Origin of the sequence: Aeromonas sp. 600948, assembly GCF_049174875.1 — a bacterium.
Classification (GTDB): Bacteria; Pseudomonadota; Gammaproteobacteria; order Enterobacterales; family Aeromonadaceae; genus Aeromonas; species Aeromonas veronii_A.
Map to the genome: position 1 here is coordinate 190,324 of NZ_JAAKTY010000006.1, position 21,956 is coordinate 212,279.

General features: G+C 58.6%; 19 protein-coding genes. 14 read left to right on the forward strand and 5 right to left on the reverse strand.

Features of this window, described 5'->3' with window-relative positions:
- Nucleotides 1-12 precede the first annotated feature (12 nt).
- Nucleotides 13-1,284 (forward strand): YeaH/YhbH family protein, encoded by a 1,272-nt coding sequence (locus G5182_RS07735; protein WP_005360363.1) that lies wholly within the window; start codon nucleotides 13-15, stop codon nucleotides 1,282-1,284.
- A 9-nt stretch (nucleotides 1,285-1,293) separates the two neighbouring features.
- Nucleotides 1,294-2,814, forward strand: coding sequence for a SpoVR family protein (locus G5182_RS07740; RefSeq protein WP_040065652.1), 1,521 nt, complete (start codon nucleotides 1,294-1,296; stop codon nucleotides 2,812-2,814).
- A gap of 164 nt (nucleotides 2,815-2,978) precedes the next feature.
- Here G5182_RS07740 and fadJ read toward each other — a convergent pair whose 3' ends face one another.
- Nucleotides 2,979-5,126: a fatty acid oxidation complex subunit alpha FadJ gene (gene fadJ, locus G5182_RS07745; RefSeq protein WP_227343047.1), complete on the reverse strand. Its 2,148-nt coding sequence runs from the start codon at nucleotides 5,124-5,126 to the stop codon at nucleotides 2,979-2,981.
- Nucleotides 5,126-6,436, reverse strand: coding sequence for an acetyl-CoA C-acyltransferase FadI (gene fadI / locus G5182_RS07750; RefSeq protein WP_227342818.1), 1,311 nt, complete (start codon nucleotides 6,434-6,436; stop codon nucleotides 5,126-5,128). The genes fadJ and fadI overlap by 1 nt, the downstream gene beginning before the upstream one ends.
- A gap of 182 nt (nucleotides 6,437-6,618) precedes the next feature.
- Here fadI and G5182_RS07755 point away from each other — a divergent pair, with 182 nt between their 5' ends.
- From G5182_RS07755 to G5182_RS07805, 11 genes are all read left to right on the forward strand, one after another.
- Entirely contained in the window at nucleotides 6,619-7,569 is a 951-nt protein-coding gene (locus G5182_RS07755; protein ID WP_064341237.1) for an AAA family ATPase, read from the forward strand.
- A complete protein-coding gene (locus G5182_RS07760; protein ID WP_227342816.1) occupies nucleotides 7,560-8,462 on the forward strand; it encodes a DUF58 domain-containing protein in 903 nt (300 codons plus the stop codon). The genes G5182_RS07755 and G5182_RS07760 overlap by 10 nt, the downstream gene beginning before the upstream one ends.
- Complete coding sequence (locus G5182_RS07765; protein WP_421254313.1) at nucleotides 8,447-8,986, forward strand: DUF4381 domain-containing protein; 540 nt, start codon at nucleotides 8,447-8,449, stop codon at nucleotides 8,984-8,986. The genes G5182_RS07760 and G5182_RS07765 overlap by 16 nt, the downstream gene beginning before the upstream one ends.
- On the forward strand, nucleotides 8,983-9,975 hold the full coding sequence (locus tag G5182_RS07770) for a VWA domain-containing protein (RefSeq protein WP_204479202.1): 993 nt from the start codon (nucleotides 8,983-8,985) through the stop codon (nucleotides 9,973-9,975). Before G5182_RS07765 ends, G5182_RS07770 begins: the two co-directional genes overlap by 4 nt.
- On the forward strand, nucleotides 9,966-11,417 hold the full coding sequence (locus G5182_RS07775) for a VWA domain-containing protein (RefSeq protein ID WP_227342812.1): 1,452 nt from the start codon (nucleotides 9,966-9,968) through the stop codon (nucleotides 11,415-11,417). The genes G5182_RS07770 and G5182_RS07775 overlap by 10 nt, the downstream gene beginning before the upstream one ends.
- 20 nt (nucleotides 11,418-11,437) lie before the next feature.
- Nucleotides 11,438-12,949, forward strand: coding sequence for a hypothetical protein (locus G5182_RS07780; protein ID WP_421254318.1), 1,512 nt, complete (start codon nucleotides 11,438-11,440; stop codon nucleotides 12,947-12,949).
- A 13-nt stretch (nucleotides 12,950-12,962) separates the two neighbouring features.
- Nucleotides 12,963-13,562, forward strand: a complete 600-nt coding sequence (locus tag G5182_RS07785) for a sigma-70 family RNA polymerase sigma factor (protein WP_204479196.1) — start codon at nucleotides 12,963-12,965, stop codon at nucleotides 13,560-13,562.
- Entirely contained in the window at nucleotides 13,555-14,334 is a 780-nt protein-coding gene (locus tag G5182_RS07790) for a DUF3379 domain-containing protein (protein WP_227342808.1), read from the forward strand. The genes G5182_RS07785 and G5182_RS07790 overlap by 8 nt, the downstream gene beginning before the upstream one ends.
- A 402-nt stretch (nucleotides 14,335-14,736) precedes the next feature.
- On the forward strand, nucleotides 14,737-16,020 hold the full coding sequence (locus G5182_RS07795; RefSeq protein ID WP_227342806.1) for an outer membrane protein transport protein: 1,284 nt from the start codon (nucleotides 14,737-14,739) through the stop codon (nucleotides 16,018-16,020).
- Between the two features lie 252 nt (nucleotides 16,021-16,272).
- Complete coding sequence (locus tag G5182_RS07800) at nucleotides 16,273-17,529, forward strand: OmpP1/FadL family transporter (protein WP_227342804.1); 1,257 nt, start codon at nucleotides 16,273-16,275, stop codon at nucleotides 17,527-17,529.
- Between the two features lie 116 nt (nucleotides 17,530-17,645).
- The gene (locus G5182_RS07805) at nucleotides 17,646-18,869 is read left to right on the forward strand and encodes an EAL and HDOD domain-containing protein (protein WP_216953530.1); all 1,224 of its coding nucleotides are present in this window, start codon (nucleotides 17,646-17,648) and stop codon (nucleotides 18,867-18,869) included.
- On the opposite strand, the gene G5182_RS07810 is transcribed toward G5182_RS07805, so the two are convergent.
- On the reverse strand, nucleotides 18,866-20,029 hold the full coding sequence (locus G5182_RS07810) for an acetyl-CoA C-acyltransferase (RefSeq protein ID WP_227342802.1): 1,164 nt from the start codon (nucleotides 20,027-20,029) through the stop codon (nucleotides 18,866-18,868). The two genes, G5182_RS07805 and G5182_RS07810, sit on opposite strands and share 4 nt — an antisense overlap.
- 122 nt (nucleotides 20,030-20,151) lie before the next feature.
- Here G5182_RS07810 and G5182_RS07815 point away from each other — a divergent pair, with 122 nt between their 5' ends.
- Entirely contained in the window at nucleotides 20,152-20,550 is a 399-nt protein-coding gene (locus G5182_RS07815) for a MerR family transcriptional regulator (RefSeq protein ID WP_216953528.1), read from the forward strand.
- 89 nt (nucleotides 20,551-20,639) lie between these two features.
- On the opposite strand, the gene rplY is transcribed toward G5182_RS07815, so the two are convergent.
- Nucleotides 20,640-20,927 carry a 50S ribosomal protein L25 gene (gene rplY / locus G5182_RS07820; RefSeq protein ID WP_005345280.1) on the reverse strand — a complete coding sequence of 96 codons (288 nt, stop codon included), beginning with the start codon at nucleotides 20,925-20,927 and terminating at the stop codon, nucleotides 20,640-20,642.
- Between the two features lie 115 nt (nucleotides 20,928-21,042).
- Nucleotides 21,043-21,876, reverse strand: coding sequence for a hypothetical protein (locus tag G5182_RS07825; RefSeq protein ID WP_227342801.1), 834 nt, complete (start codon nucleotides 21,874-21,876; stop codon nucleotides 21,043-21,045).
- Nucleotides 21,877-21,956 lie beyond the last annotated feature (80 nt).

Below are 21,956 nucleotides of genomic sequence, written 5' to 3' on the forward strand. Positions count from 1 at the left end.
CAAGGGGGAGTTATGGCGCATTTTATCGACCGCAGGCTCAACGGCAAAAACAAAAGCGCTGTCAATCGGCAGCGCTTCATCCGCCGCTACAAGAAGCAGATAAAACAAGCGGTCTCGGATGCTGTCTCCAAGCGCAGCATTCAGGACGTTGACAAGGGCGAGAGCATAAGCATCCCGACCAAGGATATTGGCGAGCCCCATTTTCATCAGGGGCACGGCGGTAAACGGGAGATGGTGCATCCCGGCAATGATCAGTTCGTCTCCGGCGACAAGATTGACCGTCCCAAAGGAGGGGGCGGCGGACAGGGTTCAGGCGAGGGACAAGCATCCAATCAGGGAGAAGGGGCCGATGATTTCGTGTTCCAGATCTCCAAGGATGAGTATCTCGATCTGCTGTTTGAAGATCTGGAGCTGCCCAGGCTGCAGAAAACCCAGCTCAACCAGCTGATGGAGGTGAAAACCTATCGGGCGGGCTACACCTCCAACGGGGTGCCCGCCAATATCAACGTGGTGCGTTCCCTGCAAAATTCACTGGCGCGGCGCATGGCGCTGCAAGCGGGCAAGAAGCGCCAACTGCATGAACTGGAAGATCGGCTGGCCCTGCTGGCCACCGATCCCAACGAACACTTTGCCGAGATCGCCCTGCTCGAGAAGGAGATCAGGGAGCTGAAACGACGGATCGATGCGGTACCGTTTATTGACACCTTCGATCTCAAGTTCAACAACTTCGTCAAACGGCCCGTCCCCTCCAGCCAAGCGGTGATGTTCTGTCTGATGGACGTCTCGGGCTCCATGGATCAGGCCACCAAGGAGATGGCCAAACGTTTCTATATCCTGCTCTATCTGTTCCTGAGCCGGACTTACAAGAACGTAGAAGTGGTCTATATCCGCCACCATACCCAGGCCAAGGAGGTGGATGAACACGAGTTCTTCTACTCCCAGGAGACAGGCGGCACCATCGTCTCCAGCGCCCTCAAGATGATGAATGACATCATCAACGAGCGTTACCCGGCCAACCAGTGGAACATCTATGCGGCGCAGGCGTCGGATGGTGACAACTGGGCCGATGACTCACCGCAGTGCCGTGAAATTCTGGCGCGGGACATCATGCCAAGGGTGCGGTACTACTCCTACATCGAGATCACCACCCGTGCCCACCAGACCCTTTGGCACGAATATGAGTCGGTAGCCAGCCAGTTCCCCCACTTTGCGATGGAGCACATTCGCAAGGTCGAGGATATCTATCCGGTGTTCCGCGAGCTGTTCAAGAAACAAGCGGCGTGAGGAGGTCACATGATCGAAACAGAAAAACGTGTAGCGCCACTGGATGACGGACCAGACTGGAACTTCGATCTGCTGGAGACCTATCACCAGGAGATCGCCCGGGTCGCCCGTTTCTACAAGCTGGACACCTACCCCAACCAGATCGAGGTGATCACCGCCGAGCAGATGATGGATGCCTACTCCAGCGTCGGCATGCCCATCGGCTATCAGCACTGGTCGTTCGGCAAGCGCTTTATCCATACCGAGCGCAACTACAAGCGCGGCCAGATGGGACTGGCCTACGAGATCGTCATCAATTCCGATCCCTGCATCGCCTACCTGATGGAGGAGAACACCATGCCGATGCAGGCGCTGGTGATGGCGCACGCCTGCTACGGTCATAACTCCTTCTTCAAGAACAACTACCTGTTCAAGGCCTGGACCGATGCCTCCTCCATCATCGACTACCTGCTGTTCGCCAAGAACTACATCACCCAGTGCGAAGAGAAGCATGGCATCGAGGCGGTGGAACAGCTGCTCGATTCCTGCCATGCCCTGATGAACTTCGGGGTGGATCGCTACAAGCGTCCCCAGAAGATCTCCATGGCCGAGGAGAAGCGGCGCCAGAAGGCGCGGGAAGATTATCTGCAAACTCAGGTCAATGAGCTGTGGCGTACCCTGCCCAAGCAGCATAAAGCGGCAGGGGTGGAGGACAGGCGCTACCCCGCAGAGCCCCAGGAGAACATCCTCTACTTCATCGAGAAGAATGCCCCCTTGCTGGAGCCTTGGCAGCGGGAAGTGGTGCGCATCGTGCGCAAGATAAGTCAGTATTTCTATCCACAAAAGCAGACTCAGGTGATGAACGAGGGGTGGGCCACCTTCTGGCACTACACCATCCTCAATCACCTCTATGACGAGGGCAAGCTGAGCGATCGCTTCATGATGGAGGTGCTGCACAGCCACACCAATGTGGTCTATCAACCTGCTTACAACAGTCGCTACTACTCGGGGATCAACCCTTATGCGCTGGGGTTTGCCATGTTTACCGACCTGCGCCGCATCTGCGAGAACCCGACCGAGGAGGATAGATACTGGTTCCCCGACTATGCCGGCAGCAACTGGGTCGACACCCTCCACTTTGCCATGCAGAACTTCAAGGACGAGAGCTTTATCAGCCAGTTCTTAAGCCCGAAAGTGATGCGGGATATGAAGTTGTTCGCCATTGATGACGACGATCTGAAGAACTATCTGAAGGTCTCCGCTATCCACAATGACGAGGGGTACCGTCAGGTGCGCAATACTCTGTCGGCCCAGTACAACCTCAGCAATCTGGAACCCAATATTCAGGTGTACAACGTCGCCGTGAAGGGGGATCGCTCCCTCACCCTGCGCTATGTGCCCCACAACCGCATCCCCCTTGGCGACTCTCGCCATGAGGTGCTCAAGCACCTCCATCAACTGTGGGGATTCGACGTGGTGCTGGAGCAGGACAACGGTGAACTGCCACCCGATATTATCGGCCGCTGCCCGGAGCGTAAGCCGGGTATCTAAGCTTACCACCTCGCAAATGGCCCACTTCGGTGGGCCATTTTTTCGGCCTTCGCCTCTGCCTGCATCATCGCAGCACCACCTGAATAACCCGAACAAACCACAGCATAGAAAGAGGCCCGCATGGGTGCGGGCCTCGTTGTCTTGCGGTCAATCTGCAGCAGTTATCAGTAGAAGGTCTGCTGCTCTGCGGCCATTGCCTTGAGGCGGGCACAAGGGGCAAACCGGTCGCCATGGCGCTTCTGGTAATACTCCAGACGGCCAACCAGATGATCAATCCCAAGCGTGTCCATGTAGCGGAACGGGCCGCCAAGGAAAGGCGGGAAACCGATGCCGAAGATGGCACCGATATCACCATCACGGGCCGACGCCACCACACCGCTATCCAGCGCCATGGCCGCTTCGTTGAGCATCAGCAGCACGCAGCGCTCGGCGATCTCCTGACGGGCCAGCTTGGCAGACGGCTTGATGCCGAGCACGCCATAGACGCTCTCGTCCACCGTCTTCTTGCCCTCTTTGCCAGTCAGCTTGTTGCGCGGTGCCGCCTTGCCATAGAGATAGAAGCCCTTGCCGTTCTTGCGTCCCTTGCGATCATTTTGCAGCAGCTTGTCGAACGCCTTGGGCGCCTGGAACTGCTCGCCGCCCAGCTCTTTCTCAAGGATGGGGGAGATCTTGGCGCCCACATCGATCCCCACCTCATCGAGCAAGGTGATGGGGCCAACCGGGAAGCCAAAGTCCAGCAGCGCGCTATCCAGCACCTCTACCGGCTCCCCTTCCAGCACCAGTCTTGCCGCCTCATTCATGTAGGGCGCCAGGATGCGGTTGACGTAGAAACCGGCTTCGTCCTTCACCACGATGGGCGTTTTGCCCTGGGCGCGGGCAAAAGCCAGGGTGGTAGCGACCGTCTCGGCACTGGTGCCAGCGTGGGGGATGATCTCCGCCAGCGGCATCTTGTCCACCGGGCTGAAGTAGTGCAGCCCCACGACTCGCTCTGGGTGCGCCGCCTCTGCCGCAATCTGGTTGATGGGCAAGGAAGAGGTGTTGGAGGCAAACACTGTGTGCTCACCGCACTCACGCTCCACGTCCTTCACCATCTGGTGTTTGAGATTGAGATCTTCAAACACCGCCTCCACCACCATGTCCACCCGGTGGAAACCGGAGTAGTCGAGGGTACCGGTCAACAGGCTCATCTGCTTTTCCAGCTCGCTGCGCAGGATATGACGGCGCTTGAGCTTCTTGGCCAGAATGTCATAGCTGTAGCGCATGGCATTGCCGATCCCGGCGCTTGCCACATCCTTGATCCGCACCGGCACGCCCGCCTTGGTAGCGGTGACGAACGCGATGCCGCCCCCCATCAGACCACCACCCAGCACGGCGGCATGGCCCACCTTGCGCGGCTCGGCTCCCTGATAGGTGACCTCTTTCTTCATCTCCGTGGTGGCAAAGAAGATGGAACGCAGGGCGGCAGACTCGGCAGTCATCACCAGCTCGCCAAAGTGGCGGGATTCAGCGGCCAGACCGGCCTTCATCCCCTCCTCCACGCCGATGCGTACCACGTCCAGGATCCGCTCCGGCGCCGGATAGTTGCCGCGGGTCTTGGCTTTCACCCCCTTGCTGGCCTGATCGAACAGCACCTTGCGACCCAGCTTGTTGGTCTCCAGCACCTTGCCCTGCAGATCCCGTTTCAACTGATGGCGCGGTTTGCCCTTCTTGGCCAGCTTGATGGCAGCATCCAGCAAGATTGACGGCGGCACCACATCGTCCACCAGCCCCAATTTCTTGGCTTGTTTGGCCCGCACCTGCTTGCCGGTCAGCATCAGATCCAGCGCCTTGGCCACCCCGATAAGGCGCGGCAGACGCTGGGTACCGCCAGAGCCCGGCAGCAGACCGAGCTGCACTTCCGGCAATCCCAGCACGGTTTTACCGTGCTCGGTCACCACCCGACCATGGCAGGCCAGCGCCAGCTCCAACCCGCCACCGAGGCAGGGGCCATGAATGGCGGCGATCACCGGAATGGTCAGCCCCTCGATCTCGGCAAAGATCTCCTGCCCTTCTCGTGACAGGGTCTCGGCATCCTTGGCACTGGTGCAGGCGGCCAGCATGGTAATGTCAGCGCCGGCGATGAAGGAGTCCTTCTTGCCGGAGGTGATCACCAGCCCGATCAAATCCTTGTTGCGTTTTACCTCGTCCAGTACGGAGCGGATCTCCTCGACAAAGGCGGCTTTCAGGGTATTCATGCTCTCGCCCGGCACATCCATGGTGAGGATGCCGATGCCATCTTTGCGAACATCCAGGGAAAAAGTCTTAGCGCTCATCATTCAACCTCCAACACCATAGCCACGCCCAATCCACCCGCCGCACAGGCGGTGTTGAGCCCCAATCCCCCACCGCGACGACGCAGCTCGTGCAGGGTCTGGGTGATCATCCGCGCACCGGTCGCGGCAAAGGGGTGGCCATAGGCCAGCGAACCGCCGAGGACGTTGAACTTCTCCATGTCCACCTCGCCGATGGCCTGATCGCGGCCCAGCTTGTCACGGGCAAACTCGTGGCTGGCAAACATCTTGAGGTTGGCCAGAGTCTGGGCGGCAAAGGCTTCGTGCATGTCGATCAGAGTCAAATCGCTGAGCGTGATGCCGGCTCTGTCCAGCGCCAGCGGCGTGGCGTAGGAGGGCCCCATCAGCATGTCTTGCCACACATCGATGGCCGAGAAAGCGAAGCTGCGGATATAGCCCAGCGGTTTGAGGCCCAGCTCTTTCGCCCGCCCTTCGCGCATCAGCAGCACGGCGGCAGCGCCATCGGTCAGCGGCGTGGCGTTGGCAGCCGTCACTGTGCCATGAACCCGATCAAACACCGGCTTGAGCTTGGCGTAGCTCGCGAGATCCGAGCTTTCACGGATATTGTTGTCCCGCTCCAGCGGCGACTTGTAGGGCGGTACATGGGCGGTAAACACCTCGCCACTGAGCTTGCCATCGGCCCAAGCCTGCGCGGCCAGAGTGTGGGAGCGATGAGCTAACGCATCTTGCGCCTCGCGGCTGATCTGGTGACTCTTGGCCATCTGCTCGGCGGTCTGTCCCATGGAGAGGCCAGTAGAGTATTCCGCCACGGCAGGCGGCACCGGCAGCAGATCCTTGACCCGCAGCTGACGTAGAATATTGAAGCGCTGCTGCAGATTGCGCGCCTTGTTGAGATCCACCAGGGCACGGGCCAGCTTCTTGCTCACTCCGATAGGGAGCACGGAGGAGGAGTCCGCACCGCCAGCGATGGCGATATCCACAGTGCCCGCCATGATGGATTCGGTGACGTTGGCCACCGCCTGAAAACTGGTGGCGCAGGCGCGGGAGACGCTATAGGCATCGGTATTGACGCTCATGCCGGTGCCAAGCACGATTTCACGGGCAATGTTGGGGGCTTCCGGCATCTGAACCACCTGACCAAACACCAGCTGGTCGATAAGCTTGGGATCGAGATTGGTACGGGCGAGCATCTCGCTCACCACCAGTTTGCCGAGATCGACTGCAGGCACGCCATGAAAGGCGGTGGCCTGCTTGGCAAAGGGGGTACGCAGCCCCGCCACGACGGCAATCCGTTCGCCCTGGCGAGTCGTCAGTTTCAATGGCTGTTTCATCCTGGCTCCTTGGTTTAAAAGGCAGAGGTCTGACCTCATTGCGCCACATCTTAACAATCCAATCACAAGTTTCATACAGCTGATTGAAACTAAATTAAGCACGGCAAGGCCCCTTTGCTCGCCCTTGGGGAGCAACTGGAGTATAAAAAGATCAACTTCCATAAAAACAACGGGTTTATCGCATGGCAGCGGCCGAGTTCAGAGCACTTAGGGACTATCTTGGCAGTCAGATCCTGGGGCAGGAGGAGCTAATAGAAGGGCTCCTGATTGCCCTGTTATGTGAAGGACATGTGTTAATCGAAGGGGCCCCCGGCCTTGCTAAAACCCGCGCCGTCAAGGCGCTCGCTGGCGCCGTCGAAGGGCGCTTTGCCCGTATCCAGTTTACCCCCGACCTGCTTCCTGCCGATCTCACCGGCAGCGAGGTGTTTCACCCGCAGGATGCCAGTTTTGTTTTCCAGCCAGGCCCCCTCTTCAACCATCTGGTGCTGGCAGACGAGATCAACCGGGCGCCAGCCAAGGTACAATCAGCGCTGCTGGAAGCCATGGCCGAACACCAGATCACCGTGGGCAAAAAGAGCTGGCGGCTGCCACCTCTCTTTATGGTCGCCGCCACCCAGAACCCCATCGAGCAGGAGGGAACCTATCCCCTGCCGGAGGCGCAGCTCGACCGCTTTCTGCTCAAGTTGATGGTGGATTACCCAAGCCCCACCATGGAGCTCGCCATCTTGCAGCTCAACGCCAGCGGCGAACAGCTTGGCGCGGCACCAGTGACCCTGAGTCAGACCAGCTTGCAGCGTGCCCGCAGCGAAGTGCTGGCGGTAACCATGCAAAGCCGACTGGAGCACTATCTGGTGGAGCTGGTCTGCGCCACTCGCCCGGGCAGCGGCCTTTGCCCTGCCCTTGAGCCATTGATTGCCGTGGGGGCCAGCCCTCGGGCTACGCTGGGGCTGGCTCGCTCCGCCCGCGCCCGAGCCTGGCTTGCCGGACGAGATTATGTGCTACCGGAAGATATCCAGCTGCAAGCCTATCCGGTGCTGCGCCACCGCCTTATTCCCAGCTATCAGGCACTGGCCGACAATCTGGATAACGATATCCTGATCGCTCAACTGCTGGATCAGGTGCCATGCCCCTAGAACCCGGTCTGCATCCCGATATCGCCCTGTCGCTGCCACGGCTGCTCAATATCCGGCTATGGGCCAAGGCCAGGAAGCCACCTCACGCAGGCAGAAGCAGCAGCGAACGCGGCAAACCGGGCCGCTCTCCCGGACTCACGTTTCGGGAGCTGCGCGCCTATCAGGCTGGTGACGAGGTACGCCATATCGACTGGCGAGTGACCGCACGCCTCGGTCGTCCCTATACCCGCCTCTATAGCGAGGAGCTGGATCAGGCGCACTGGCTGCTGCTCGATCTCTCTCCCGCCATGTATTTCGGCTCCACACTGCAGCTCAAGGCGCGACTGGGGTGCGAGCTGGCTGCAGCCCTGATCTGGCAAGGGGAGAAGCTGCACAACACCCTGATTTGCCACGGGCTTATCCCAAATCACCAGAGCCAGCGCGGCAGCGTGCTGCCCCTGCTCGAATCCCTCTGCCATCACTATCAGCAAGGGCTGGCCCGCCGGGCGCTTTCTCACTCGCTGGGCGACACCTTGTCCGGCGTGAAGCTGCCTCACGGTGCCAAGCTGACGATCATCACCGATCACAGATCCTGCGAGTCGGCGCTCTGTCAGCAATTGCAACTGCTCTCCCGCCGCCACGATATTCACTATTGGCAGATCCGTGACCCCCTCGAGGCAGCCCTTCCCCCTGACGGCCAGCTGCCAGTGGCTATCGATCGGCCAGGGCAGCACTATCAGGGCTGGCTGGATGGGAGCCATGCCGGTTTCTCCCAGCGCTACCGGCATGCCGCCGAGCAGCAGCTGGCCCACGGCAAGCAGTTGCTGTTGCCATTGGTGCAGCGCCTCTATCTGCTCGATAACAGCCAGACGCTGCAACAGCAGTGGCAGGAGGGGCTATGTCATCAGGGATGATCTCGCCCGCCGAACTCGACAGCGCCAGTCCAGCCTCCGACGCCATCACTCCGCTGCTGGCCGCCCTGATGCGCGACATCCACCCGGGACCTGATCTGATTGAACAGAGTCTTGATCCCAGAGTGCAGGCGCTACTGTGGCTATTGATCACAGCGTTATTGCTGCTGCTGATCGTCTTGATTGCCCGGAGAGTGATACGTTACCGCCGCTGGTGTCATCAGCTGGAGGGAGATCCGGCGCTGCTGGTGGCACGCATACAGGAGGCCCTGCGTCATGAAGCACTGCAACGCTGGCCCGAGGCGCGCCAATTGCAGGGAGAGGCGTGGCTCGCCTTCGTCGATCGTCACGGCGGCAGCAATTTTAGCCAGTTTTCGTCTCACTGGAGCAGTTGGCTCTATGGCAGCCAGAACCCGACTCGCGAGCAGAGCGAACAACTGCGGCAACATTATCGCCGCTGGGGTCAGACCCTCTTCTTGCAACGCTCTCCCCGCTCGGGGCGTAAAACCGCACGGAGGCATTCATGATCCTGGCCTGGCCCTGGTTTGCGCTGGCGCTGGTACTGCCCTTGCTGGTGCGCTTCGGCTTGCCGCCCCTGCGCCGCGGCTATCTGGCTCACCCCGGGTTTGCGCTGCTGCGTCCTCAGGCCGGATTACCGCTCTGGCGCGCCATGCTGCTCTGGTGCGCCCTTATCCTCGCCCTCTGCCGCCCCCAGTGGTGGGGAGAACCGGTTATTCAATATGAAGGGAGTCGGGATCTGCTGCTGGCGGTGGATCTGTCAGACAGCATGCGCACCCCTGATATGCTCGATAACGGCGAGCAGCAAGCACGGCTAACGGCGGTGCGCCAGCAGATCAAGACGCTGATCGCCAAACGGGCCGGAGACAGGGTGGGCCTCATTGTCTTTGCCGATCACGCCTACCTGCTCTCTCCCCTCACTCAGGAGATCCCGGCGCTGTTGACCTTGAGCGACGAGCTCGATTTTGATCTTGTCGGCCGAACCACCGCCCTTGGCGAAGCCATCCAGCTGGCACGTCAGCATGGAGATCCGGGTCGCCCCACCGCCCTGCTGCTGGTCACTGATGGCCGCAATACCGCAGGCAATGCCGACCCGCTGCAGGAGGCAAAACTCGCCGCAGCGCAGGGAATACGGATCTACACGCTGGGGGTCGGGGCCGATCCCGATACCTTTATTCAACCCTACGATGAGGCGGGCAGTGGTCAGGCCGATCCCAGCAGCGAACTGGACGAGCCGCTCCTGAAAGAGCTGGCACAGACAGGCCAAGGGCGTTACTTTCGGGCACGCACCCAGAGCGATCTCGATGCCATCAACGTGACCATCAATGCCCTTGAACCTGCCCCCATGCCGATTGCCCAGTACCAGCCGGTGATCGAGCTCTACCCCTGGCCGTTGGCACTGCTTTGTGGCTTGTTGCTTCTGCCGTCAGGGCACGGCAGGCTGGAGTTTCGCATGGTGCGTAGCTGGCTGACACGAGGCGCACGCAGATGGAGTTGATCTTGCTCCGCCCCCTGTGGCTGATCGCACTCATCCCCTGGCTCTGGCAAGGGTGGCGCCGTCGTCGCAAGCCCACGCTGCTCGCACCTGCGATGCAGGCTTATCTGCTGCCAGCATCCCACCCTCAACGCCCCTGGCTTTGGTTGGCGACACTGCCCGTCATTTTGGCTCTGAGCGGACCGGCACTGCGCGGCGAGCTGCAACAGCAGCCTGCAGCGCCGCTCGATATCTGGCTGCTGGACTTGTCACGCTCGATGACCGCCACCGACCTCAAACCGGATCGGGCGACCCGGGTCAGGTGGCAGTTGCAGCAACTGCTGAGCCGTGCTCAGGGCGAGCGCATCGCGCTGATCCTCTACGCAGGCGATGCCTACCTCGCCATGCCGCCCACCCGGGATCATCAAGCCCTTTCGCTGCTGCTGCCCGACTTGCGCCCCGATATCATGCCGCTGCAGGGCAGCAACCCGGCACGGGCGGTGGAACTTGCCATGAAGCAGCTGGCCCCTGGAGAACAAGCGCGTCTGCTGCTGATCACCGACGACCTCACCCGGAATCAGATGACCCAAATCGCCGCCCTGTGGCCCTGCCAGCAACGCCTTCTTTGCCGCGACACCCAGTCGGCACGCCTCGATATTCTGCTTGCCAGCAGTGGTCAACCGGCCCCCATGCCCGCCATTCCGGCCAATGAGTTGGGGTTTGCCGCCCGCATGCCCGCGCAGTTGCCCGCCCCCGATAGTCAGGCCATTGCCGCACTGGCCAATCGCCTCGGCGGTGAGCTGCAGTGGCTTGGCAGCAACACACCCCGCTTTGCTTCCCTCCCCACCACGACCTCGGCCCTCACCCCGGCACCACTGGATCTTGGCCCCTGGCTGCTGATCCCCTTGTTACCACTGGCCTTGCTGGCCAGAGTCGGCGCCCGGTTGATGATGGCGCTGATGGTGGGTGCTCAGCTGCTTGCGCCACAAGACCTGCAAGCGGCAGAGAGGGGAGACCTGCAAGCGATGCAGGCTTATCAAGAGGGGGATTTTCAGCGGGCAGCCCGCACCTTCAACGATCCAGTCTGGCGCGGCAACGCCTGGTATCGAGCTGGTGCCTACCGGCAAGCCATCTCAGCCTATCAGGAAGCGGCGAGTGCCACCGCCCACTACAACCGCGGCAATGCCCTGCTGCAGCTGGGGGAGTTTGCCGCGGCCAAGGAGGCCTATCTGGCGGCCCTGGCACTGGAACCCGGCCATGAAGATGCGCTCTATAACCTCTCTCTGTTACAGGGCACAGCGGCGGCCGCTCCCGATACCAGTAACAGCAAGCAGCCCGAACCATCGGCAGCTCAGCAGGCGACGGCAATGCCCTTGCCCTCCTCTCCCCCGGTGTTGCTACTGGAGCAGCGACTGCGTAAAGAGGCGCTGCGCCGGGATCTTATCAAGGTGGAGGAGCCCTGGTGACGCGGGCAGGATGGGGGTTGTTGCTCGCACTGGCGAGTCCACTTTGCTGGGCCTTACCCCCCCGGGCAGAGCTGCTGCCGGGGGCTGACCCCAGCGATTGGCTGCTGATCATCGAAGCGGATGGCGAGCGCCAGAGCAACGAGCTGGAGATCTCCCCCCTACTGCGCCAATTTGCAGTGGGCAGAGTGACCATGAGCCGGGTCACGACCCCGGTACAACAACTGACTCGCTGGCAGATCCCGCTGCACCAGAGCAATTCAACCGCAAATACCGAGGTGGTGATTGCCCCGCTCAAGCTGGGAAATGAGTTCACCCCCTCGCTCACCCTGCCATTGAGAGAGGTGAAAACAGCGGCACTACCGCAACCCGCAGCCCCCTCGCCCCTCGAGATGCAGGCCAGCCTTGATCATCAGGGCCCGCTCTATCCCGGCCAGCCGGTGATCTACCGGCTGACACTGTGGCTGCCCACCAGTATGCAAAACCCGGCGCTGAGCGAACTCAGCTCTGCTAGCTTCACCATCCGTCGCCTCGGTAGCGACGAGTGGATCGCCCCCGCTCAGGCTGGTCTACCAGGCCGGCTCACCCGCAGCTGGCTCGTTCAGGCAAAAGCGCCTGGGCTATGGCTCCTCGACTCACCCCGCTTGCAGGGGCAGCTCACGCAGCAGGGGAGCAAGCCGCAAAAACTCTCGGCCCGCGCGGCACCGCTCGAGGTGAGGGTCGACAAGGCCCCCGCCACGCCGGTGGCCACCCGGCTGACCCTGAGTCAACGGCTTGAACCGGCCTCCAAGGGGGAAGTGGGTGAACCGCTGATCCGGATCCTCACCCTGACCATGGAAAATGGTGACAGCGGCCAGATCCAGCTTGCCCCCCTGATGGCCCATCAACTGCCAAGCGGCATACAGGCACATCCCGATGGCGAGCAACAGCAGGAGCGTTACCGAGATGGCAAGCTGCTGTTTGAGCGACAGTGGCGCCAGACTCTGGTCGCGGAGCAGAGCGGCGACTACCAGCTGCCCCCCATTGATCTGCCCTGGTTTAATACCCAAAGTGGCCGGATTGAGCAGGCCAGCCTGCCCGCCATCACGCTGACGTTTCAGGCAACGACAAATCGGCAACCTGATCAGCAGACATCGCAGGTGGCACTGCGAGAGAGCCTTTGGTGGGTCGTGCTGGCCATAACGCTGCGTACGCTATGGCGCAACGGGCCCCGCTGGCGCGCCTTCTATCAACTGCAACGAGCCCTTGCCCGACACCAGCCGGATGCCAGTCGCAAGACGCTGATCAAGTGGGCGACCTTGCGCTGGCAGGTCTCCTATTATCAATTAGGCCAGTTGCCTGACGCTGGGCATAATCGGCTCGGCAACGCGCTAGCCGCACTCGAGCGAGCCTGTTTTTCACGACCCTCTTCTGGCCCCCCCATCGAGTGGCGCGCTCTGGCGCGTACCCTCAGGGCAGATGAAGCTGCCGGTATTGCGCACCTGATTTACCTGCTGGCGCACGGGAGTTACCGCTTCCGCCGCCACGCCCCCTGACAAGGATTGCTCTATGGCACTGCTGTTTTTTAGAAAAAAACGTGCTCAGCAGCATATTGGTGGAAATGATCCGGCCATTTCGCCGGTCTCTGATCCCATGGCTGACAAACAAACCAAATTTGAAGCACTGGTTCATGCGCTGCACGGCGATCTATACCGGTATGCCTACTGGCTGACCCGGGATCCCAACGTAGCGGAAGATCTGGTGCAAGAGACCTTTCTGCGAGCATGGAAGGCTATCGACACCCTGCAGGATGACAAGGCAGCCAAAGGGTGGCTGATCACCATCCTCAGACGGGAAAACGCCCGCCGCTTTGAACGCAAACAGCTGGAACTGATTGATCTCGACGATCACCCTCAACCCCAGCACGATGCGCTGCACAGCGAACAGGAGATGGAGAACGAGTGGTTGCACCGTCACATCGCCCGGTTGCCCGAGGAGTATCAGGAGCCACTGCTGCTGCAAGTCGTGGGAGGATTCAGTGGTGAGGAGATTGCCGAGATGCTCGGCCTCAACAAGAACACCGTTATGACCCGACTGTTTCGCGCCCGCAACCAGATCAAGGAGGCGATGGAGCAGAAGAACCAAGCAAGAGGACACGGACATGGATGAACTCGAATTTCGCCGCAACGCCATGATCCAGCCCAACGATCAACAACCGGACTTTCTCAAAACTGCTGAAGCAAGCCAGGCCAATCGGAACTACCTCGACGAGATGAAGCAGTTCGACAGAAGCCTCAAGCGCACCATGCAGGTAGAGGTTCCCGCCGGACTGGCCGAGCGGATCCTGCTCAGGCAAGCCATGCTGCAAGACAGTGACGCGCCAGATGATATGCCGCCATCCCGCCCCCTTGGCACGGCACCGGTCAAGATCCGGACATCGACATCCTGGCGCCAGATCGCCCTGGCTGCATCGGTCGCCTTCCTGCTGGGAATGAGCACCCGCTGGATCACGCTGCCAGAAACGGCTCCTGCGGCCCTCTCCCTCGCACAGGTGGCGATGGCTCATGTCTATGGTGAAGAACCCTTTATTGAAGGTGTCGATGAGCAGGTCAATCTGCATAGCATCAATGCCAAGATGGAGAAGTATGGCGCCACCTTAAGCGGGATGGATGGGCTTAAGGTGACCTATGTCAATCACTGCTCGTTTTATCAGGGACCGGCCTTGCACATGGTGATCCAGGGAAAGATGGGGCCAGTCACTCTCTTTTTAGTGCCCAAACATGTGCCATTAACCCTGCAACAGGACACCTTTGATGATGGCACCCTCAAAGGGGAGATAGTCCAGCTCAAAGGCGCCAATATGGTACTGATTGGCGAGATGAAAGAGCCACTTGCCCCTGTTGCCAACGCCCTGCAGTCACGTCTGCAGTGGGACATTTAACATCGCTGGTTAACAACCTCAGAGCCATCCTCAATAGCAGGCGGCGGTCACGAGACGCTGCCTGTTCCCTCCCTGTTTACTCCCCTTTGTCACTCATTTGCCTCAAGATTTCGAAAAATTGACAAAATTATTTTTGTGACGGAGATCGGCAATCCAGGTCAATATTCCGCCTTTAGACCCTGAAAATGATGAATTAAACAGCAAGTTAAAACAAATGATTAACACATCGATCACTTTTATGTATTCTGCTGTCACTGGTCTGATTTCTTACCTCCTACCAGATCCATAGAATCACGCCAGAATTGATTGGGAAGAAGCTGAAATAAAAACGGATTTTGTCGAGGTTTGCATTGAACGTGCAGCCAATATCGGCAAAAAAATCTGCCTACAAGAGAGAACACCATGACGACAACTATTTTCAAGAAGAGCCTGATTGCCGCCACCATCGCGCTGGCCACCGGTCAAGTCCATGCCGCGGCATTCCAGTTGAACGAGCACTCGGCCTCCGGTCTGGGTCGCGCCTATGCCGGTGAAGCGGCTATCGCCGACAACGCCTCCGTGCTGGCCCGTAACCCGGCTGCCATGACCACCTTCGACAAGATGGCGGTTTCTGTCTCCGGCACCTACATCAAGCCGGATGTCGATGTGAATGGCAGCGTTGCTACGCCTCTGGGTACAGTTCCTGCCAGCGAATCAGGTATTGCTCCGTCAGCATTCGTTCCTGCCGCTTATTTTATTCAGCCGCTGAATGACCAGTGGGCTTGGGGTATCGGCCTCTTCTCAAATTACGGGCTATCTACCGAGTACTCCAAAACCTTCCCGGCTGGTGCCGGTGCCGGTGATACTGAACTGATGACTCTCAATATCAACCCGAACATCGCCTATCGCATCAATGAGCACTTCAGTGTGGGTGCCGGTATCAACGCCGTTTACGGTGCTGCCGAACTCAACCGCTATGCTGGTCTGCTGGGTCCGCTGAACCCACCGAGCCAGGGTGGCCCGCTGGCAACAGATACTCGCTTGGCTCACCTGAAAGGCGATACCTGGGGCTTTGGCTGGAACGTTGGCACTCTGTACGAAGTCAATGAGAACCATCGCTTTGCTCTGACCTACCGTTCACAGGTCGATATGAGCTTTGATGGTGACTTCCAGGGGCTCACTTCAGGGAACCGCACTGTTGATGGCAATCTGAAACTGGATCTCCCTGCTCAGGCCGAGTTTGCCGGTTATCACCGTTTGAATCAGCAATTCGCCGTTCACTACTCTGTCAACTGGACTGACTGGAGTGCCTTCCAGGAGCTGAAAGCAACCAGCGGCCAATGCGCTGGCGGCGTATGTCTGCAAAAGGATGAGAAGTTTAAAGACTCTACTCGTTACTCAATCGGCGGTACCTGGTATATCAACCCGGCTTGGGAAGCGCGTATTGGCTTTGCTTATGACAACAGCCCAATCGAGCCCGAATACCGCAGCCTGAGCATCCCGGATTCTGACCGTGTCTGGTATAGCGCTGGCGCGACCTACCATATCAATACTGATATGAGCATTGACTTTGGTATGGCCTATCTGGACGGTAAAGAGGTTGATGTCAACGAAGGTCTGCGTAACCACTCAGACCCTCTGCGTTGGAAAGGCTCCTCCCACGGCAATGCCTTCCTGGCCTCTGCCCAGTTCAATATGAAGTTCTGATTAGAACGCCACCGAAAAGAGCGCCGACAGGCGCTCTTTTTTTATCCGAAAAAACAGTTTCAGCGCACAGCTGTAGCACACACGTGTTTATTTTTCTTTTTCAATCAAGCTATTAGACTACATCATCCCAGCATTAAATCTTGTTTTCTCCGGATAACCACCATGAGCGTTGCCTTACTGGTCATACCATATAAAATCCTGCCTCCATCCATATGACCTATTGAAACCTCGGGTAACAGCAAGGATTTTCCCATGCATTCCATCATCAAACCGTCCGCCATCGCCCTGCTGGTGATCGCGGGTCAAACCCATGCCGCCGGGTTCCAGCTGGCTGAACAATCCGCCACGGGCCTGGGACGCGCTTTTGCCGGTGAAGCCGCCATTGCGGATAACGCCAGCGTACTCTCCCGCAATGCCGCAGCCATGACCCGTTTCGATCAGATGGCGCTGTCTGGCGGAGCTATCTATGTCAGCCCTGACGTCAATATCGAAGGCCACACACGTTTGCCGACGCAAGCCGGCATCGTCACCTCCGATGCGAGTGCACACGATATCGCGGCCTCGGCCTGGGTGCCCAACGCCTATCTCATCATCCCGCTGAATGAGCAGTGGCGCCTCGGCTTCTCGGCCACCTCTTACTATGGTCTTGGCATCAAGATGCCGGATAACTACAGTGCCGGCCACTTTGGCAATGTTTCCGATATCAAGACCATGGATTTGGGAACCTCTCTTGCCTATCGCATCAATGAGATGTGGTCAATTGGCGCAGGGATCTCTGCTATTCAGGGCGAGGGCGAAGTCGGTGGCACCTTCCCCTCTCGCAATCTGATAGCAAAACATCTGCAAGGGGATGGCTGGGCATGGGGCTGGAATGTCGGCACCTTGCTGGAGTTGTCGGAGCAAACCCGGATTGGGCTCTCATACCGCCACGATGTCAATTTGACACTCTCGGGTGATGCCATTCTTGGCCTGCCCAACGGCAAGGAGCTAAAAGACACAGGTTCTCTGGATCTTCCGCTACCCGCAACGGCAGAGCTTGCTGCATTTCACCAGCTGACCGAAAAACTGGCGATCCATGGCAGCCTGAACTGGACCAACTGGAGCAAATTTGTCCAGCTGGAAGCCGATCTGGATACACTGCCCAACATGCATATCAAGGATGAACACTGGGAAGATAGCTGGCGCTATGCGATCGGGATGACCTATCAACTGACTCCCCAGTGGCAGCTGCGCTCGGGAGTTGCTTACGATGCGAGCCCGGTACCAGCGGATCGCCGTACTATCTCCATTCCTGATGCCGACCGGATCTGGTACAGCCTGGGGATGGGTTATCAGTTCACCCCCAACCTGACCATGGATCTGGGGTTAACCCTGATCGATGGCAAGAAGGTTGATGTTACTGAAAAAATGGAGTTGCAACCGGGCAACCCGCAGAGCACCTCCACCTTCCAGGGCACCTCCGAGGGAGATGCATGGCTGGCTGGCGCCCAAATGAGTTATCTCTTCTAAGTTCCCTCCCTGCAGAAAAACACTATGCCAATTATTGCCTTACCGAACAGGGTCAAAACTGGCATAGTGTTCTGCAACACCATAAAATCAACCCAGTACCCATACTGGAGCAAGGCATGTATTCCTACGTAGCCAGACAGCCGATCCTCGACAGAGACCTCAATACCCATGCCTATGAGCTGCTCTTTCGCGATAGCCTGAATAATGTCTTCCCGAGCATCTCCTCACAACAAGCCACCTCCCGGTTGGTGGTCGAGCAGTTTCTGCAACAGAATATCGATCAGCTGTTGGGTGGCCGCCCCTGCTTTATCAATTTTCCCCACTCACTGTTACTGGAAGGACTGGCCGAGTGCCTGCCACCCGAAAAGGTGGTGATCGAAATTCTGGAGGATGCCCCTCCGGATGATGCCCTGCTGGAAAAGGTGAAGCAGTTGCACAAACTGGGCTATCAGCTGGCACTCGATGACTTCACCATGTCGCCGGATTGGGAGCGCTTCCTCCCGTTTATCCACATCATCAAGTTTGATCTGCGTGACACGCCCCTGTTGCAGATCAGGGTGTTCATCAAGCGCCATCAGGCGCTGGGACTCACCTATCTGGCAGAAAAAGTTGAGGACAAGGCTGAGTTCGAACGAGCCAAAAAGCTGGGGATCCAGCTGTTTCAGGGCTTTTTCTTCAGCCGCCCCGAGATGGTCAAACAAGCCACTATGGAGCCCGCCCAGGTCGTGGTCATGCAGTTGCTCAATGTGGTCAACGAGACAGAACCCGATATCAACAAGATCGAGCAACTGCTCAGCCAGGATATCTCTCTGTCACTCAAGTTGCTGCGCTATGTCAATCATCTCAAAGGCCATGCCAACCCCATCTCCTCGTTTCGCCAGGCTGCGATATACTTGGGCAATACCCAGCTAAAGCGTTTTGTTTCACTGGTGGCTGCGACCAGTGCAGGCAAGGGGAAAAGTGCCGAGCTCTACCAGATGTCGATGATCCGTGCCCGTTTCTGCGAGTTGCTGGCGCATACCCATGCGCCGACCCTGCAGGCTCAGCAAGCGTTTATCACCGGTCTCTTTTCGCTACTGGATGTGCTTATGGAGCAGCCGATGGACAAGCTGCTGGGGACTATCCCCCTGATCGAGGATATCCGGCTGGCGCTGCTCGAGCGCAAAGGCACTCTCGGTTTCTATCTCGCATTTTGTGAAGACTACGAGAATGCCAACTGGCCCAAAGTCACGGCCCGAACAGCCCGCCTGGGGTTGAATGAAGATAAGGTAAGCCACCTTTATCTCGCGGCAACGACCTGGGTGAACGAGCAACTGCAAGCGATGGATACCGGCGATTAAGGGATCTCTACCGCAATAGCGGTCGCCTCTCCGCCACCGATACAAAGAGACGCAATGCCTCGTCTCCCTCTCCGCAACCTCAATGCCGAGATCAGCGTCACCAGAATACGTGCTCCACTCGCGCCAAGCGGGTGACCCAATGCGCAGGCGCCACCATGAACATTCACCTTGTGATGGGGGATCCCGCACCCGCTCATGGCCAGCATGGTGACCATGGCAAAGGCTTCGTTGACTTCGAACAGGTCAACCTCATCCACTGACCAGTCGAGACGAGCCAGCAGTCTGGATATTGCGCCAACGGGAGCGGAAGTGAACTCGGCCGGCAATGCCGCATGGCTCTGATAACCGACGATCCGCGCCAGTACAGGTACCTGCCAAGCTTGCGCAGTGGCACCATCCATCAATATCAGCGCCGCCGCGCCGTCCGAGATGGAGCTCGAATTGGCCGCCGTAATGGTGCCATCTTTACCAAATGCAGGCTTCAGGGTCGGGATCTTCTCCGGCCTCCCTTTGCCCGGTTGTTCGTCTTCGGCCAGCAACAAGCGATCACCGCGATAGACACTTGCCAGCTCGGATGCAAACGCGCCGGCTTGCTGCGCAGCGCGGGCACGCTGCAACGACGCAAGGGCAAACTCATCCATGGCAATGCGGGTCAAACTGGCATGATCGGCGCTGCGCTGGGCGTGTATTCCCATCAACTGGCCATCATAGGCATCCTGCAATCCGTCGAGGAAAAGGTGATCAAACAGCTGTTGATGGCCCATCCGAAAACCATTGCGGGCATTATCCAGCAGATAGGGGGCCCTGCTCATGCTCTCCATCCCCCCAGCCACCACAACCTTGTTATCGCCCAGACGAAGGGAATCTGCCGCCAGCATCACCGCCTTCATGCCGGAGCCACACACCTTGTTGACCGTGGTAGCAGGCACACTCTCTGGCAATCCCGCTTTTAACATCGCCTGCCTTGCCGGCGCTTGTCCCACACCTGCCGAGAGCACATTGCCCATAAACACTTCATCGATCTGCTCGGGAACAAGCCCGCCCTGTACCAACGCAGCGGCAATGGCACAGGCCCCCAGCTCCGGGGCCGCCACCTCTGCCAGTGCCCCTTGAAACGCCCCCATTGGCGTACGTTTTGCCGCCACAATTGCAATATCCATTTGCCCGCCTCTTTTAGTTACCTGGTCATAACATAGGTTTTCTATGCCATGGGAACAAGAGTTGCAGTGCAGTTTACGTTTAGGTAAGGTGCCAGCAGGATTTAGCTCGCCAAGAAGTTTATATGAACAAAAACAAGGATGAAGCCCGGAGCTACAGCATCAGTGAACTGGCTCGGGAATTTGATATTACGACGCGTAGCATCCGTTTCTATGAGGATCAAGGGTTACTCAATCCCGCCAGAGAAGGGCAGACCCGCATCTACAGCAAGCAGGATCGGGTTCGTCTCAAGTTGACCCTGCGTGGTAAGCGGCTCGGTTTCAGTCTGGCCGAGATCCGGGAGTTGTTTGATCTTTATGATGCCGACAAGAGCAGCCGCACCCAGCTGCAAACCATGCTCGGGCTGGTTACCGAAAAGCGGGAGACGCTGCAGCAGCAGATGGAAGATATCAGGATGGTGCTGCTGGAGCTGGATGCCGCGGAGCGGCGCTGTCAACAGGCATTGCAGCAACTGGGTCGTTAAAGAAGGGGGCCGTGAGATCCCCTTCTCATGCTTCAGATAACAAAAAGCCACTCCTGAGAGTGGCTTTTCTGCTACCTGACGGTTCGTGATTAAACGCGAACGAAGTCCAGGTGAACCAGCTTGTAACGTACCGGGTGACGCTGGATAGCTTTCACTTTCACGTTAACTTCTTCGCCGTTGATAACCAGAGTCAGTACGGACTCATAGAATTCCGGCTTTTCTTGGGCCAGGATGAATTTCTTGTGGTCAACAGTGATGGACTGGGCTTCTTTGCCTGCACCGTAAACGATGGCAGGAACTTGGTCAGCTTGACGCAGGCGGCGGCTCGCACCTTTCCCCAGGTCAGAACGGACTTCAGCTTGGAATACGAAAGACATAGTATGTATCTCTTTTAAAGGAATGTATGGTGCAAACTGCGACCGGTCAGCACCTCGCAAAACGAGCGCGAATACTACCATGGGCCAATAGCGGATACAAGGCTCATCCCGCGCTTTAACGCCCCTGCTCAAGACGAGCAAATTGCTGTTGCCGCTGGGCCGGACTCAACGCATCAAACTGCGCAAGCGTCTCGGCGCGAGGACAGTAGAGCCCCTCCCCGGTTTTGACCCGGATACTGTTACCGAGGCCCGCCCTGTTTTCTGCGGCCAAGGCCAGCAGATAGCTGTAAGTATCTGCCCCCACCCTGCTGGATAGCTGATTGGCGATGCGCCACAGCGTCTCACCCGCCGCGACCCGATGGCACACTGAGCGCCCCTCGCCAACCGCCGGCGCAGAGAGTGTCAGTGTGGTGCTATCAGATGACACGCTGGCCGCCAGCAGACCATCACTGCGACTCCCCCTCTCGCCAACTGCGGCACCAAGCAACGCCAGCAATGGCTCTGCTTCGTAGCGGGGGGCGACCGCCAACTGAACCGGCATGGCACGAGGAACGTTGAACTCGGCGATAAAGGGCGCTATGGGTTGCGATGGCTCAAAAGGTGAAACACTGCCATGCTGCACGGTTGCAGCGACCTGGCCGGGGGCGACCCCGTAAGCCATCTCGTCGATGCGCCGCAGTCTTGCCAGATAGGTTTTGGAGAGCTGCGCCTCCCCCTCGAACAGATCGAAAGGGGGGACAAGCCGAGCGGGAAAGAGGATCTGCCAGCGACCGTGCTTCTGCTTTTGGGCCAGCGGCGGAAACTGATTGCCACGCCAAGCCACAAACATCGCAGGCGGCGTGCGCGCCAGCGGGTAATATTCCGGGTTCAACTGCACCCAGGTTTGTTCCGCGATGGGTTGATAACCGCTGATCACCACCTGCGCTACACTCAACCAGATCCCCAGCATCCTTGCCTCCCTGACTTACGGTTTGAAGGGGCTACCTGACCGGCAACCCCTTCTTATCACGCGCTATCATGCAGTTAAAA

Bases quoted from the DNA above. Each gene is read 5' to 3' on its own strand.
- G5182_RS07765 (WP_421254313.1), top strand. From the start codon at position 8,447: ATGTCATCAGGGATGATCTCGCCCGCCGAACTCGACAGCGCCAGTCCA.
- G5182_RS07800 (WP_227342804.1), top strand. From the start codon at position 16,273: ATGCATTCCATCATCAAACCGTCCGCCATCGCCCTGCTGGTGATCGCG.
- G5182_RS07770 (WP_204479202.1), top strand. From the start codon at position 8,983: ATGATCCTGGCCTGGCCCTGGTTTGCGCTGGCGCTGGTACTGCCCTTG.
- G5182_RS07740 (WP_040065652.1), top strand. From the start codon at position 1,294: ATGATCGAAACAGAAAAACGTGTAGCGCCACTGGATGACGGACCAGAC.
- G5182_RS07815 (WP_216953528.1), top strand. From the start codon at position 20,152: ATGAACAAAAACAAGGATGAAGCCCGGAGCTACAGCATCAGTGAACTG.
- G5182_RS07810 (WP_227342802.1), bottom strand. From the start codon at position 20,029: ATGGATATTGCAATTGTGGCGGCAAAACGTACGCCAATGGGGGCGTTT.
- G5182_RS07790 (WP_227342808.1), top strand. From the start codon at position 13,555: ATGGATGAACTCGAATTTCGCCGCAACGCCATGATCCAGCCCAACGAT.
- G5182_RS07825 (WP_227342801.1), bottom strand. From the start codon at position 21,876: ATGCTGGGGATCTGGTTGAGTGTAGCGCAGGTGGTGATCAGCGGTTAT.
- rplY (WP_005345280.1), bottom strand. From the start codon at position 20,927: ATGTCTTTCGTATTCCAAGCTGAAGTCCGTTCTGACCTGGGGAAAGGT.
- G5182_RS07735 (WP_005360363.1), top strand. From the start codon at position 13: ATGGCGCATTTTATCGACCGCAGGCTCAACGGCAAAAACAAAAGCGCT.
- G5182_RS07795 (WP_227342806.1), top strand. From the start codon at position 14,737: ATGACGACAACTATTTTCAAGAAGAGCCTGATTGCCGCCACCATCGCG.
- G5182_RS07805 (WP_216953530.1), top strand. From the start codon at position 17,646: ATGTATTCCTACGTAGCCAGACAGCCGATCCTCGACAGAGACCTCAAT.
- G5182_RS07755 (WP_064341237.1), top strand. From the start codon at position 6,619: ATGGCAGCGGCCGAGTTCAGAGCACTTAGGGACTATCTTGGCAGTCAG.
- fadI (WP_227342818.1), bottom strand. From the start codon at position 6,436: ATGAAACAGCCATTGAAACTGACGACTCGCCAGGGCGAACGGATTGCC.
- G5182_RS07760 (WP_227342816.1), top strand. From the start codon at position 7,560: ATGCCCCTAGAACCCGGTCTGCATCCCGATATCGCCCTGTCGCTGCCA.
- G5182_RS07775 (WP_227342812.1), top strand. From the start codon at position 9,966: ATGGAGTTGATCTTGCTCCGCCCCCTGTGGCTGATCGCACTCATCCCC.
- fadJ (WP_227343047.1), bottom strand. From the start codon at position 5,126: ATGAGCGCTAAGACTTTTTCCCTGGATGTTCGCAAAGATGGCATCGGC.
- G5182_RS07785 (WP_204479196.1), top strand. From the start codon at position 12,963: ATGGCACTGCTGTTTTTTAGAAAAAAACGTGCTCAGCAGCATATTGGT.